The following is a 15,141-nucleotide window of genomic DNA, read 5'->3' on the forward strand; positions in this document are numbered from 1 at the left end:
GGCGAGGCGCCTCCTTTTGGGAGATGCCTCTATTTGGTGGATTACCAGCTGGGAACAGCTGCACCCTTGTACTTGTCGAGGATGAACTGCTTGACCGGATCGGAGTGGTAGGACTCGATCAGGGTCTTCACCCAGGGCTTATCCTTGTCGGCCGTGCGAACCGCGATCAGGTTGACGTAAGGCGCCTTTTCACCTTCCTTGAGGATGGTGCCGTTCATCGGATCGAGGCCAGCCTCGAGCGCGTAATTGGTGTTGATCGCTGCCGCATCCACGTCGTCGATCGAGCGCGGCAATTGCGCGGCGTCGAGTTCGACGAACTTGAAGTTCTTCGGGTTCTCGGCGATATCGTTGACGGTGACCTTCAGACCGGCGCCTTCCTTCAGCTTGATCGCACCCTTGTCGGCAAGGATCAGCAGAGCCCGGCCGCCATTGGTAGGATCGTTCGGAATGGCGATCGTCGCGCCTTCGGCGAGTTCATCGAAGCTTTTGACCTTCTTCGAATAAACGCCCATCGGGAAATTGACCGTGTAGGCGACATCGACAATGTCAAACTTGCGATCGGCGATCTGGTTGTCGAGATAGGGCTTATGCTGGAAGGAATTGGCATCGAGTTCGCCGTCGTTGAGCGCCTGGTTCGGCACGACATAGTCTGAAAACTCGAAGATTTCGATATCGAGACCCTTCGGCTTGGCGATCTCCTTGACCTTTTCCATGATCTGCGCGTGCTCGCCCGGCGTGACGCCGATCTTGATCGTTTCGGCCCAGGCGCTGGATGCACCCAGAACAGCCGCGAAAGCAGCGGTGGCAAGAAATCTCTTCAACATTTCTAACTCCTGTCTTTTGAAGAATAACAAGCTCAGCGCGGACGCGTGCGCTTGTCGAACTGGCGCGCCAGCCTGTCGCCGGCGCTTTGGACGAGTTGCACGAGGACGATGAGAACAACGACGACAACGGCCATCACATCGGGCATGAAACGCTGGTAGCCATAGCGGATGCCGAGGTCGCCAAGTCCGCCGCCGCCCACGGCTCCGACCATGGCCGAATAGCCGATCAGGCTGACGACGGTGAGCGTCAAGGCCGAGGCGATACCGGGGCGCGCTTCTGCAAGCAGAACCTTGAATACGATCTGTATCGGACTTGCGCCCATGGCGCGGGCAGCTTCCGTCAGTCCGGGATCGACTTCGCGGATCGCCGTCTCAACGAGGCGGGCAACAAAGGGGATGGTCGCAATAGTCAGGGGAACGATCGCGGCGCTGGTGCCGATGGAAGTCCCCGCCACAAGGCGCGTGAACGGAATGATCGCGACGACGAGAATGATGAACGGCGTCGAGCGGGTCGCGTTGACGATCGCGCCCAGAACCTTGTTGACCGAGGGCGCGGGAAAGAGTTCGCCCCGCCCGCTCGTGGCCAGAAATACGCCGAGCGGAATGCCAAACAACGAGCCGACGAGACCGGCAACCGCAACCATGTAGAGCGTCTGGCCCGTCGCCTTGACGATAAGCGCGATAATATCAGGCGACATAGCCAACCACCTCCGATGCCAGGCCATGTTCGGCAAGGAATTGCCGCGCCTCGGCGATCTTCGCCGCGTCGGCACGCAGCGAAACGACGAGCATGCCGAACGGACGCCCGGCGATTTCGTCCACGGCGCCAGCCAGAATGTTGACTTCGATGCCAAGATCGCTTCCGAGCCTCGCCAACATCGGCTCGGTGGCATTTTCGCCCTTGAAGATAACGCGCAATATCGTGCGCGAACCATCATGCGGTTCGCTCGACATGCGCTTGGTCAGAAATTCGGGAAGGCGCATGCCGGCAAGACCGCCAAGCAATGCCCGGGTCGTTGCATGGGTATGGCCGGTAAAGACGTCAAATGTCGGCCCTGACTCGACGATTCGGCCGCCGTCGATCACTGCGACATGGTCGGCAATCGTCTTCACGACCTCCATCTCATGAGTGATCAACAGGACGGTCAGGCCGAGCTCCTTGTTGATCTTCCGCAGGAGGTCGAGAATCGAGCGCGTCGTTTCCGGATCGAGCGCCGAGGTCGCCTCGTCGGAGAGTAACAGCTTCGGCTCGGTCGCAAGCGCTCTGGCAATGCCGACGCGCTGCTTCTGTCCGCCGGAAAGTTCCGATGGATAACGGTCGCGCTTGTCGGAGAGTCCCACGAGCTCAAGGAGCGGCGTCACCCGCTTCTCGATGGCTTGCCTGTCCACACCCGCGATTTCAAGCGGCAAAGCGATGTTGTCGAAGGCAGTGCGCGACGACAGCAGATTGAAATGCTGGAAGACCATGCCGATGGCGCGGCGCACGGAACGGAGGTCCTTCTCGCCTAACCCCGCAACATCAACGCCGTCGACAAGCACGCGGCCGGCGGTCGGCCTTTCCAGCCCATTGACGAGGCGGATCAAGGTCGACTTGCCAGCGCCGGAACGACCGATGATTCCGGTCACCGACCCGCGCGGCACGACAAGGTCAACATTGTCGAGCGCGACCACTTCGTTGCTGCTGCGGCCGGCCGCGAAGCGTTTGGAGACCTGCTCGAATGCGACCATCGGTTTGGTGGCTTGCGTGGCCGGCTCATCATTTGCCGCCACGGCAACCGGGCCGTTAGCCCTGTTTTTCACAATTGCCATGTTCATTTGCGGTGCTCGCACACCCGCCCTGTTGCCTGTTTGCGACCGTCTATACAGACCATCTGCAATTTTCGATAGAGGTTGAACACGGGCATGAACATTTCAGGTTGAGCGACCAGGCAGGTTGGAATGAGATGGCGCGGCATTTGCCGGTGCCCGAACATAAGCAAAGGCCGCCTCAGACGACACGAAGCCTGTTTCATATTTTGGCAGGTTTCAGGATTCGCGTTCTAAAACAACCGAAGAGCTTATGGTTTTCAATGCGCAAGCGCAGAGCCAGCAGCTGCGTCGGGGAGAGCCCCCCGACCGTGGCAACGGCCTTGTTCTCGAATCTGGGGGCATCGCTTCGGTTTTCGCCGTTCGGCGTCACTCTAACCCGGACGAGTCGGCAAGCCACAAACCGGGCAACTTCCAGAAAGAGAGGGACGGGCGAAAGCTCGTTCCTCTCTCCGAAGCCTGGTCACGACACTGCGTTTCCAAGCATCCCAGGATCTAGTCGCAGAGCTCGCAACGGCTATGCCGCCCGGTAGCGATTGAGCCAATGCGCATAGGGCGCTGGCAGAATCCAGGCAGGCTTTTCTACGCCGAGTTCCGTCGCCGCCTTGTACGGCCAGTGCGGATCGGCGAGCAATGGACGTGCCAGCATGACGAGATCGACCGAACCATCGCGCACAAGCCCCTCGGCCTGTTGCGGCGTGCTGATGTACCAGGAGGTCGAAGCCGGCAACGCCGTTTCGCGGCGCACGCGCGCTGCGATCGGACCGAGGAACGCCGGTCCCCAGGGAATATCGGCCTTGCCTAGGGAGAAGCCGATGCTGACATCGATGAAATCGAGCCCTTCCGCCTTCATCTGCTTGATCAGCTCAATTGCCTCGCCCAGGGTTTCCTCGTCATTGCCGTCAAACTCGATGACGCCGAGACGCGCAGCGAGCGGCAGGTTTTCCGGCCAGACGGCGCGCACTGCCTTCAGTGTCTCAAGCAGGAAGCGGCTGCGGTTTTCAAAACTGCCGCCATATTCGTCGGTGCGCTGGTTCGAGTGCTTGGAAAGAAAGCTCTGCGCCAGATAGCCGTGGGCGAAATGCAGCACCAGCCATTGAAAGCCGCTCGCCAACGCGCGCTTGGCGCTATCGACGAATGCCTGCTTGACGCGTTCGATATCGGCCTTGGTCATTTCATGCGGAACCTTGCTGAGGCCTCCGCCATAGGCGATCGGTGATGGCGCGATTGTTTCCCAGCCACGCGGATCGCCGGCCGGGATATGGTCGTCGCCTTCCCAGGGCCGGTTCGCACTGGCCTTGCGCCCTGCATGACCGATCTGGATTCCCGGAACAGCACCAGCATCCTTGATCAACTGCACATTCGGTGCGAGGGCAGCGGCTTGTTCGTCGTTCCACAGACCCACGCAATTCGGGGTGATCCGCCCTTCAGGCGAGACGCCGGTTGCCTCGACCAAAACGAGACCTGCGCCACCGCGCGCGAGCGACCCGAGATGCACGTTGTGCCAATCGTTGACGAGACCGTCATTGGCGGAATACTGGCACATGGGCGATGCAGCGATGCGATTGCGCAGCGTGACGTCCTTGAGGGTGAATGGGTCAAAAAGCGATGCCATATATTATTCTCCAATCTGGCTTGCCGAATTTCTTTGATAGTTCGATAATATTCGAACAATAGCAATACACAAAATTTTGTGGTACTTTATCGGCCATGAGACAGTTCCGTCATCCATCAGTTTCCGAATTGCAGGTCGCGTCAGTTCTATATGCCCTGAGCGACCCGGTGCGCCTCTCCATAGTGCGGCAACTTGCGCGCGAGGGTGAGGCGACATGCGCGGCTCTTGACGGCGGGCGCCCCAAATCCAGCATGTCGCACCATTTCCGGGTGCTGCGCGAGTCGGGCATCGTCCACACCCGCAATGATGGGACGTCACACATGAATACCCTACGCCGAGACGATCTGGACAGCGCTTTTCCAGGACTGCTGGGGGCCATTCTCTCGGTCCCGCGCTGAACAAAATGATATTTCTGCGAACAAAGGTCTATAATTTATCAGACCTTGGGGCGGCCGAACTTCATCGGCGATCAAATGACCAATTATTAATGAAGTACACGCGAACGCTTACAGCTAGTTGTGTTATCTCATGGTCGCGACGCCAGCCACCCATCGACGCGCTTCGAAAATACAAATCCAATCAAATGGAACATTCTACAATGTTATACTTATATAATTAATAGATATACCAAATCAATATGAAATAGTACTTTTTAGAACTGGAACCACATATTTTTTCATACATGACTTGAAAATATCATCTTAATGAAAATGTACTATGAGGCGATAAAGACATTGGTAACTATTAAAAAAAATGCTAAGTACATTAACGAATGCCGAACGTAAAAAATCTAACATGGGGAATTACGAACTCACGTATTTGAGGGCTTTGCGTGTCGTCCAAGTTCCACACAGTTGACGCGATCCGATCGATCTTCGGAATGCGCGGCGCCATAAATCCGGCAGTCAAACGCCGTGTTTATGCCGAGCAGATGGACGTCGCCCTGCGACTGGCGCCATTCACGGTGCTTGTTGCGATGTGCGTGGTATTTGTCGTTGCCTATGTCTTCTGGAATCTCGGACCCCGCCCGTATCTCGCCGGTGTCGCGACGGTGGTGGCGCTGTTGACCGTTGGTTCGCTGTTCGCGTGCACGCAATGGTACAAGCTGCCGAAGGTGAAAGAGCTTGGCTTCGATGCCATCAAGTACCTTATTATCGTCTCGGCGCTCTACGGTATTTGCCTCGCCAGCATACCGCTTATGCTGTTCCTCGACGCCGACCCATATCACCGGTTGTTGATCGCCTGTACTGCGGCGGGTCTCATGGCCACGGGTATCGGTGTCGCGGTCGTGCCGCTTGCGGCAATCGCCTATTCCGGCACGATCATCACGGGGTCCTTCTTCGCCCTCGCCTCTACCGGCGAAGATTTCTTTCTTTTCATTGCAATCCTGCTCGCGTTCTACGCGCTTTTTATACTGTTCACGATCGTGCACATGAGCAACCTCATCGTCATGCGCACGCTGGATCAGATCAAGGTTGAACAGCAGAAGGAAGTGATCAGTCTCCTGCTCTATGATTTCGAAGAGAATGCCAGCGACTGGATTTGGGAAACGGATGCTGACCTCAAGCTGCAGCACACCTCCCCCCGCCTTGCCCAGATCGCCGCCAAGACGACGAAGGAATTGCAGGGCATGCCCTTCGCGCAACTTTTCAAGGTCGATCAGTCGCATGCGGAAGAAGCGACGCAGGTCGGTTCCATCTGGCAGGCCATCGAGAACCGCACCACATTCCGCAACCATATTCTCCCGGTCAATATTCGCGGCGAGACACGCTGGTGGTCACTGACTGGCAAGGCCATATTCGATAATGCCGGCAAGTTTGTCGGCTACCGCGGCGTTGGTTCCGATGTGACGGCTGCCAAGCAGTCCGACGACCAGCTTTCCTATCTTGCCCGCTACGATGTGCTGACCGACCTGCCGAACCGCACGCTGTTTACCGATCAGCTCGGCCAAGCGACCAAGGACCTCGAGAAAGGCCTGCGCAGCTTCGCCGTATTCTGCATCGATCTCGACGAGTTCAAGACTGTCAATGACAGTTTCGGTCACGGCATTGGCGACCAGTTGCTAAAGCAGGTGGCCGACCGGCTGCGCGGCACCTCGCCAGCCACCTACACGGTGGCACGCCTTTCCGGAGATGAATTCGCGCTGCTTGCGCGCGGAGCGGACCAGGCCGCGGCGACTGAACTTGCCGAACAATTGGTGCAGAGCATCTCCCAGCCCTTCTGGATCGATGGTATCCAGATCAACATTCACATCAGCATCGGTATCGCGATAGCGCCGACCGACAGCGTCAACGACATCATGCGCTGTGCTGACCTTGCGCTCTATCGCACCAAGAACGAGGGCCGCAACAGCTACCGGTTCTACGAAGTCGAAATGGATGCACGCATCGAGGCAAAACGCGCCCTGGCCATGGATCTGCGCGGGGCGTTGGCCCGGCAGGAATTTATCCTGCATTTCCAGCCCATCGTTTCGGCCCAGACGCTGAAGACAGTCGGCTTCGAGACACTCTTGCGCTGGAAACACCCGGTTCATGGCTTCATCTCGCCAACGATCTTCATTCCGATCGCGGAAGAATCGGGCAATATCATCCCGCTTGGCGAATGGATCATCCAGGAAGCGTGCCGCATCGCCGCCGGTTGGCCACAGGATATCCACGTGGCCGTCAATATTTCAGCGATCCAGTTTCGCCATTCCGATCTCGCCTCGATCGTTCGCGACGCGCTCAGCAAGAACAACCTCAAGCCGAACCGTCTTGAGCTTGAAATCACGGAATCGGTCTTTCTCGAAGCCAATGTCGCCGCGATCTCGCTGCTGCGCCAGTTCCGCGCCATGGGCGTCAGCATAGCGCTCGACGATTTCGGTACCGGCTATTCCAGCTTGAGCTATCTGCGCAAGATGCCGTTCGACAAGATCAAGATCGACCAGTCCTTCGTGCGCGATCTACCGCACAATCGCGGAAGTCTCGCCATCATCCGGGCGGTGATGGGCCTTGGCGCCAGCATGGGCATGAAGATCACCGCCGAGGGCGTCGAAACCCGCGAGCAGCTCGCCTGCCTGCAAAAGGAAGGCTGCGATCAGGTACAGGGCTTCCTCTTCAGCCCCGCCGAGCCGGTGGAGAAGACCTTCGAACTCCTGACGTTCGACAGCGAGCGCTATCAGGTCGCAAGCTGAGCAGCGTGATCGTTGAGCTTCCCGCTAAGCATTCCCTGTTAAAATAGAAACAATTCTGTTTCCCGGATGGCTAGACAATCCACGCGGAAGGCAGCAAAGCCGATGTTCACGCATCGGACAAAGGCACCTCGGAAAGTTGCAGAACGCCAGCCGGAAACCCGGAGGCCCGAGACCGCCCCTCCCCCGGTTGAATAGGAACAACCTACTCGACGCCTCTGTGCGGACACTGATGTCGTTGCGCACTCTCAACTGGAACGAACAAGCCGGCAATGCGACCCTTGGGGCTATCGCAGGGATGATTGAGTTAAGCCTGCCGCTTTGCCTTGACGTCAGCGATGTTCGGCCGGTGGTTGGGTGACAGGCGCGAGTCTTTCGGCCAATAGGCAAGGAAACCCTTGATCACTTCGCCCGGAATATCCAGTGGGCTGTAGTTCTCCCGATCGACGAACATCAGCGATTGCTCGCCATGGCCGAGCAGGCCCTGCGTCGCGCTGTGGATCTCATGTTCGAGCGTGACGAACTTGCGATTGTGTCTGGCGATCTTGATGCGCACGCTGATCTGCTCGAACTCCTTCGATTCACGCCGGTAATCATGAGTGAACGAGCGCGTCAGGATATAGAAGCGTGTCGTCGCCAGGTCGAAATCCGGCATGCAAACATTGAAGAAAAGTTCGCGGGCCTTGCCAACCCAGCGCACATAGTTGGCGAAGTAGACGTTGCCGACCGAATTCGTATCGTCATAGGTGGGAATGAGTTGCATGACGAACCATTCGCCGTCGAACCCATGCGAAGGCGACATCTCATCGCCCTGGGCGACAGGCGTGCCAATCGGCGAAGGCGACATCATGCGGATTGGCTGATCGACAATCTCGACCGGTATCGCCTTCGAGGCCGGACCGAATATTTCGATGATCACGGGTAGCGCGCCGATCAAGCCGATCAACGGCGAAAGGGCCAGGAATTCCGGTATTGGCTGGACATAACCGATTACGAAGATAACCGCCGATCCGCAGCCGATCAGAAAGCTCAGAACCGGATCAAACTTCGGCTTCGCGCCCAATGCCTCACAGGCGAGATTTGCCGCAGCGCTCACGAAAAGCGTCGCGAACGGCATCATGAAATACATGAGCGAGAAGTTCGCGGGTACGGCCGTAAAGGCAACCCAGACAGCACCGATCAGCAGCCAGAGCGGCGACGAAGCAATCCCGTCGGGGATTAGGGCCAGCAACGGACTGTTGCTGCGCATGTTCTTTCCCTTCAAGAACCATGCCGTCGCGCAGTAGTAGCTGTCGACAGTCGAAGCAAGAGCGATCGTCGTCCAGATGACAAAGGCAATGGCGAGATAGGACTGGCCGTTTTCGGCGGCGAGTACCGTCGCTGCCGATACAGCGCCCTGCGCGCTCGGCAAGCCGTCGATAGAAAGAATGCTGCCGATCGGGCCGACTGCCGACGCCGTCAAGGCGTTCAGAAACAGAAAGCCGAAGAATATGAGGGCGCCGACGCCATAGGCGAGGCCGACATTCCCGCCTTCACGCTTGATTGTGACTGCACGCTGCCAATGCTGGATATCGAGCCAGGGCCCGAGCAGGAAGCCAATGATCGTGGGCAGGACCAGGCCGTAAAAGCGGCTATCGAACTGGGCAAGCGGCACGCCGGGATAGGTGGACGTTTCACGCAGGCCAACAAGAAGAACGATCCCAGCGGAAACGCCGACGACCGTATAGACGATGTGCAAGAGTTTGATCTGCTGCAACGTCAGCGCGTGGCCGATGGCGCAGGCAAAGAGCAACAGCATCGCAACACCGATCGACGAGCCTTCGCCGACGATCGGCTGCCAGAGATAGGCCACGAAGCCGAAAATGGTGACGACGAGCGCCGCCATCTGGAAGAGGAGGAAAACCCCCGCGTAGCGGCCCTCTATGTCCTTCATGATCTGGTCCGGCGAGCGCTTGGTGCGCCCCAGGATAAAGCCGAACAGCCAAAGGCCCGCGACATTGGAGATGGCAAAGCCGAAGAATCCGAGCCAGCCATAGGTGAGGGTCACGTGGATCGAATAAAAGAACCCCAGACCCCATAGCCAGGACAAGCCAATTGTTGGCGCCCACAAAAGATTCCGCACGACTGTCATGACTATCCAGCTTTAAAAACGCAACTCTACAGCTTCAAACTTTAGTCGATGTTATTCGCTCCGATAAGTCAATGATCGTGCTTGTTGTGGCAAGTTGGAGAACCAGAATTTCTCGTCCTGTTCAGCGAAGCACCATCAACGACCCGGCGGTAATGTCGACCGGTGCAGCATAGGATCCATTAGTGTCAAAATCGTTGCAATCGATCTCGGCGGAATTCGCGTATGAGTTGCAGTGCCCGCCGGATTTTGAGCGAGGGCTAAAGCCCGGCGATTGCCCGCAGGTCGTCCACGGCGCCCTCGGCGGCGGCAAGCACCGGCGATCCCTTGGTCAACGCCTCGCCTTGAACCGGGAAGGGGTGATGCCAGCCCCCCGCCTCCTTGACGAGGCAATAACCCGCCATGCAATCCCACGCATGCATATAGGGCTCATAGTAGCCGACGAGGCGTCCGGCCGCGACATAGGCGAGCATCAGCGCACCCGAACCGTTGCGGATGAAATTTCCCCCGGCATCAAGCAGGCGCTCCACGATCCCCGCCAGCGCTGCTGGCGCAACGTGACTGTTGGCTCCGATGCCCGTCACCGCATTGCGGACGGTCCGGTCGGAGCCGAGTTTCAACGGCCGGCCGTTGAGGGTAGCGCCGAGCCCCTGAGCCGCAGCGTATAATTCGTCGTTGCACGGGACATGAATGACGCCTATCGCGATCTCTTCTCCTGCAAGGACGGCGATGGAGACGCACCAGGTCGGCATGCCGTTGACGAACGGGCTCGTGCCGTCGATCGGATCGACGACCCAGGTGAAACCGGAGGCTCCCGCGCTCAGGCCATGTTCCTCGCCGAGGATCGCATCTTGCGGAAAAGCGGCTGCGATTTTTTGGCGGATGAGATCTTCAACCTCGCGATCGGCGATCGAAACAACGTCATGCGGATCGGCCTTGGTCTCGATCACGAGCCGTTCCCGCGCATTGAAGTAGGCAAGAGCCTTCGCTCCGGCCTCTGCGGCCATTGTCTTGGCAAGGGCAAAGCGAGCCTCAAGCTCCGCTTGGGTATGCGATGTCATGTCTTTTCCTCGGTACGAGCGATCAGTTGTTGATAATGGCGATTCCGCGGTGATGGAAGCCGATGCTCACATTGGTCGCCGGTGCAAGATTCCTGTCGATTGCCGGATCGACGACGAAAAGCGTTCCGGCTTCGGTTTCAACCTCATACTCGACGTGGTCGCCGAGATAGGCAGCATGGCGGATGCTGCCCGGAAATGCCGCCTCCTCCGCCGCTTCAAGTGTAATGGCATTGGGGCGTACGGCAATCCTGGCCGGCCCGGGACGCGCGCTGCGCGCCGGCACCCTGTGTTCCAACCTGGCGACACGGATGATCGCCTCTGTCCCGTCATTGCCCAGCACCTCGCAAGGCACCACATTGGCCTCGCCGATGAAATCGGCGATGAACGACGACGCCGGCGCCTCGTAGAGTTCGCGTGGCGATCCCTGCTGCGCGATGACGCCATCCTGCATCACGATGATACGATCGGAGACCGCGAGCGCTTCTTCCTGATCGTGCGTCACGTAGACGGCAGTGAATCCAAGCCTTTGCTGAAGCTCGCGAATCTCCGTCCGCACGCGGCGGCGAAGGCGCGCATCGAGGTTGGACAACGGCTCGTCAAGCAACAGGACCTGTGGCTCAAGCACCAGGGCGCGGGCAACGGCGACGCGCTGCTGCTGTCCGCCCGAAAGCTCTGCCGGCAGGCGCTGGCCGTATCCGGCGAGACCGACCTGCGTCAGCCCCTCTTCCGCCCGTTGCCGCGCTTCGCTCTTCTTCATCCCGGATGACTCGAGCCCGTAGGCGACGTTCTCGAGCACCGACATATGCGGGAACAAGGCATAGGATTGGAAGACCATGGAGACGTCGCGCTCATTGGCGGGGAGCATCGTTACGTCCTTGCCGCCGATGAGAATGCGCCCCGAAGTCGGGTGCTCGAGACCGGCCAGCATGCGCAGCGTCGTCGTCTTGCCACAACCTGACGGTCCCAGCAGCGTCACAAGGGTTCCCGGCTCTATATCGAGCGACAGGTCGTGAATGGCGGTGAAGCTGCCAAATTGCTTCTTGACGTTGGTAAAGACGACTGACCCGGTACGATTGTTCATGGCGTGGCCTTTTCTTGCGGCACGGCGGCAGGAACGAAGGCGGTGGCGACACGATTCTCGCGCCGCAGCCGGCGTTCCCCGACGAGAAGTTGGAAACCGGTGATTATGACGATCATCACCACGATAAGCATAGACGAATAGGCGACGGCCACGCCGTACTCGCCGTTTTCCACGAGGCCGACGATATAGGACGTAGCCATATTGTACTGTGCACTTACCAGGAAGATGACCGCGCTGATCGAGGTAATGGCCCTCACGAACGAATAGACGAGAGCGGCTACGATTGCCGGGCGCAGCAGCGGCAGGATGACCTTGCGGATGGTGCGGAAGCTCGTCGCCCGCAGGGTCAGCGACGCCTCGTCGAGGCTCTTGTCGAGCTGGCTCATCGCGGCAACCCCGCCGCGTACGCCCACCGGCATGTTGCGGAAGACGAAACAGGCTATCAGGATCAGGGCGGTGCCCGTCATCTCAAGCGGCGGCAAATTATAGGCCATGACATAGCTGATGCCGATGACGGTGCCGGGGATGGCAAAGCTCATCATCAGTGCAAATTCAAAGACGCTGCGTCCGAAAAAGCGCTGGCGAACGATGAGATAGGCCGTGAGCAAGCCGACAGCTGCCGTGAGCGGCGCGGAAATCAGCGCGATCTCCATCGTCGTCCAGAACGAATTCCAGGCAACGCCGGTCCAGGCGATGGCGCCATTCTCGAAAGCGAACGAAAAGGCGCGCTGGTAATGTTCGAAGGTCAAGGTGTTGTCGAGACCCCAGGTCCGGACAAAGCCGCCAACAAGGATCATGCCATAGACGACAAGGGTGAACAGCGCCCATGGGATGACGATGGCGTGGACCCCGATCGACAGGGAACGCGGCAGCGCGATGTGCGCACCGGAGTCGGCCTTGCCGGTAACAGTGGCGAAACTCTTGCCCGCGAGCCAGAGACGCTGTGCCAGGAATGCCGACAGCGTAAAGACCAGCAAGATGATCGCGAGGACAGCGGCGCGTGAAGGATCGTTTTGAGAGCCGACGACGGCGAAGAAGATTTCCGTCGAAAGCACGCCGTGGCTGCCGCCGAGAACGAGCGGGTTGCCGAAATCCGCCATGCTCTCGATGAAGCCAATGAGGAAGGCATTGGCGAGGCCCGGCTTCATAAGCGGCAGCGAAATCCGCCAGAAGGTGCGCCAGCGGTCGGCGCGCAATGTCTGCGACGCCTCTTCCATGGAAGGACTGACCCCTTCGACGACGCCGATGAGGACGAGGAAGGAGATCGGCGTAAACGAAAGGACCTGCGCGATCCAGATGCCAGTCAGGCCGTAGAGCCAGCGGCCGGGCTCAACACCGAAGATATGCGAGATTTGCTGGGTCACGACCCCGGCACGGCCGAACAGAAGGATAAGCGCGAGGCCGATAACGAACGGCGGCGTGATAATCGGCAGAATCGTCAACAGGCGCAGGCCCTTCTTGAAGGGAAAGCGGGTGCGCGTTGCGACAAGTGCGAAGCACAGTCCGAGAATGGTGGATCCCGAGGCGGTGAGGACCGCCAGAAAAAAAGTGCGCCAGGCAATGCCGCACCGATTTCCGCCCACGAGGCAATCGAGGCTCCATATCGATGGATCCTGGATGTTTCGGACAAAGCCCGAAGGATCGAACGACCCGTCAAAGCTCTGGAAAGCGCCGACAAACATGCTGCCGACCGGATAGAACACAAAAATCGCGACAAGGAACACGAGCAGCGTAATCGACGCGACCACGAAGGCATCGCCGCGAAGAACGCCGCGTTCGGCAAGGCCAAAGGCGAAAAAGAGAACAAGGGCCAAAGCCGTCAACCCGGCGCCGGCGCCCATGGATGGCTGACCGTCCGCCAGCGGTCCGAACAGCGTCTCGTTGATCGTCCACGACCAGCCCGTATATCCAATCGCAAGGCCTTGCCAGACAAGGAAAAGGATGCCGGCGCCGCCCGCTGCAATCAACAGGTTCGAACGAAGCGCCGAGACCCTCAAAAACCTCGCGGCAATAGCCACGGCGAAGATCAAGGCAATCAGCGCCAGGTTCCAACGACCGAATTCGAAGGCCTGCAAGATGCCGGGTGCTTCGGCGGAACCCGTCGGAAAATTCTTGAGCCAACTCAGCCCATAGAATCCCGCCTCGATCCTGTACCAGGGCACGAGGACAAGCCCTGCGAGCCCTATGCCGAGCGCAATGTTCAGTCTCCGGTCGCTACGCTCCATCACGCCACCCGCTCATCCCAAACTCATACTTTTATGCACCATATGTCCGGATAAGGCCGGACATATGGTTGACAAGGCGAAGGTAGATCAGTTCGCGCTCGCGCCGATCTCCTTATCCCAGCGATCCAGCAGTTCCTTGCGCTTGGCCGGGTCACCATAGGTCTTGAAGTCGTAATCGATGAGCTTGATGTCTTCGAATTTCGGTGCTTCGGGTGGGACCGTCGCCGACTTGTTGGATGGCAACTGGAAGGACTTGGCATCCTTCATGTGCGACTGCACATCGGCCGTCAGGGCCCAGTCATACCACTTCTTGGCGGCATCGAGATTTCGTGCGCCCTTGATGATCGACATCGAGCCGATTTCGTAGCCCGTGCCCTCGCAGGGAGCCACAGCCTTCACCGGGAAGCCCTCGGCGATCTGTGCGACGGCATCGTGCATGAAGACCACGCCGAGCGCTGTCTCGCCGCGTGCTGCCGCTTTCACCGGAGCCGAACCCGACTTGGTATATTGGGAAACATTGGCGTTGAGCTTCTTCAGATAGTCGTATGCCTGGTCCTCGCCCATGATCTGCACGAGCGACGCAAGCGCGGTGTATGCCGTGCCTGACGAATTGGGATTGGCGATCTGAATTTCGCCCTTGTAAGCAGGGTCGATCAGGTCCGACCAGCACTTTGCTTCCTTGAGGCCCTTCTTCTTGACGATATCGGTGTTGTAGCCCCAGCCGAGCGCGCCGGCATAAACGCCGACCGTCCTGTATCCCGAGCTTTCCGCCTGTTTCTTAGCCCAATCCTGCAATTGATCGAGCATGGGCGACTTGTACTCCAACGTCAGCCCTTCGGATGCCGCCTGCAAATGCGGATCGCCGGTTCCAGCCCACCATATGTCGGTCTTGGGATTGCGCGCTTCGGCACGAATTTTGGCATAGGTCTCGCCCGATGACAGGCGCACCATATTGACCTGGATACCGGTCTCTTTTTCGAACATGCCCTTCATCAATTCGCAGATGACGACGTCGGCAGAGCAGATCAGGTTGAGATTATCTGCGGCGCGCACTTCGGTTGGCATGACTTGCAGGCCCACGGCGAATGCAGCAGCAATGGCGAATACAGAACGCATATCTTTCCTCCCTAGAAAGCGGCACCTCCATGCCGCACGCCATTTTGCAAGCGTGTGCAAAACTTTCACGAGCGCGTCCAATCTGTCAAGCCGGCTCATCAATTATAACCTTTAAA

General features: G+C 58.6%; 11 protein-coding genes. 2 read left to right on the plus strand and 9 right to left on the minus strand.

Annotation, left to right across the window (positions count from 1 at the left end):
• Nucleotides 1-41 precede the first annotated feature (41 nt).
• The 4 genes from HQ945_RS11265 to HQ945_RS11280 all read right to left on the minus strand — a co-directional run bounded on the left by HQ945_RS11265 (nucleotide 42) and on the right by HQ945_RS11280 (nucleotide 4,245).
• Nucleotides 42-824, minus strand: coding sequence for a MetQ/NlpA family ABC transporter substrate-binding protein (locus HQ945_RS11265; RefSeq protein WP_153668585.1), 783 nt, complete (start codon nucleotides 822-824; stop codon nucleotides 42-44).
• A 32-nt stretch (nucleotides 825-856) separates the two neighbouring features.
• Nucleotides 857-1,522, minus strand: coding sequence for a methionine ABC transporter permease (locus HQ945_RS11270; protein ID WP_027231961.1), 666 nt, complete (start codon nucleotides 1,520-1,522; stop codon nucleotides 857-859).
• The gene (locus HQ945_RS11275; protein ID WP_174208169.1) at nucleotides 1,512-2,552 is read right to left on the minus strand and encodes a methionine ABC transporter ATP-binding protein; all 1,041 of its coding nucleotides are present in this window, start codon (nucleotides 2,550-2,552) and stop codon (nucleotides 1,512-1,514) included. The genes HQ945_RS11270 and HQ945_RS11275 overlap by 11 nt, the downstream gene beginning before the upstream one ends.
• A gap of 595 nt (nucleotides 2,553-3,147) precedes the next feature.
• Entirely contained in the window at nucleotides 3,148-4,245 is a 1,098-nt protein-coding gene (locus tag HQ945_RS11280; protein ID WP_174208085.1) for an NADH:flavin oxidoreductase/NADH oxidase, read from the minus strand.
• Between the two features lie 95 nt (nucleotides 4,246-4,340).
• Between HQ945_RS11280 and HQ945_RS11285 the strand changes: the two genes are divergently transcribed.
• Nucleotides 4,341-4,643, plus strand: coding sequence for an ArsR/SmtB family transcription factor (locus HQ945_RS11285; protein WP_174208086.1), 303 nt, complete (start codon nucleotides 4,341-4,343; stop codon nucleotides 4,641-4,643).
• A gap of 482 nt (nucleotides 4,644-5,125) precedes the next feature.
• Nucleotides 5,126-7,417 (plus strand): putative bifunctional diguanylate cyclase/phosphodiesterase, encoded by a 2,292-nt coding sequence (locus HQ945_RS11290; protein ID WP_051615021.1) that lies wholly within the window; start codon nucleotides 5,126-5,128, stop codon nucleotides 7,415-7,417.
• A gap of 304 nt (nucleotides 7,418-7,721) precedes the next feature.
• On the opposite strand, the gene HQ945_RS11295 is transcribed toward HQ945_RS11290, so the two are convergent.
• From HQ945_RS11295 to HQ945_RS11315, 5 genes are all read right to left on the minus strand, one after another.
• Nucleotides 7,722-9,545 (minus strand): acyl-CoA thioesterase, encoded by a 1,824-nt coding sequence (locus HQ945_RS11295; protein WP_091923688.1) that lies wholly within the window; start codon nucleotides 9,543-9,545, stop codon nucleotides 7,722-7,724.
• A gap of 257 nt (nucleotides 9,546-9,802) precedes the next feature.
• Nucleotides 9,803-10,603, minus strand: coding sequence for an inositol monophosphatase family protein (locus tag HQ945_RS11300; protein WP_027231967.1), 801 nt, complete (start codon nucleotides 10,601-10,603; stop codon nucleotides 9,803-9,805).
• A 22-nt stretch (nucleotides 10,604-10,625) separates the two neighbouring features.
• The gene (locus HQ945_RS11305) at nucleotides 10,626-11,684 is read right to left on the minus strand and encodes an ABC transporter ATP-binding protein (protein WP_027231968.1); all 1,059 of its coding nucleotides are present in this window, start codon (nucleotides 11,682-11,684) and stop codon (nucleotides 10,626-10,628) included.
• A complete protein-coding gene (locus HQ945_RS11310) occupies nucleotides 11,681-13,909 on the minus strand; it encodes an ABC transporter permease (RefSeq protein ID WP_091944909.1) in 2,229 nt (742 codons plus the stop codon). Before HQ945_RS11310 ends, HQ945_RS11305 begins: the two co-directional genes overlap by 4 nt.
• Before the next feature lie 87 nt (nucleotides 13,910-13,996).
• Entirely contained in the window at nucleotides 13,997-15,025 is a 1,029-nt protein-coding gene (locus HQ945_RS11315) for an ABC transporter substrate-binding protein (RefSeq protein WP_091923692.1), read from the minus strand.
• Nucleotides 15,026-15,141 lie beyond the last annotated feature (116 nt).

The organism is Phyllobacterium pellucidum (assembly GCF_013327855.1).
Classification (GTDB): Bacteria; Pseudomonadota; Alphaproteobacteria; order Rhizobiales; family Rhizobiaceae; genus Phyllobacterium; species Phyllobacterium pellucidum.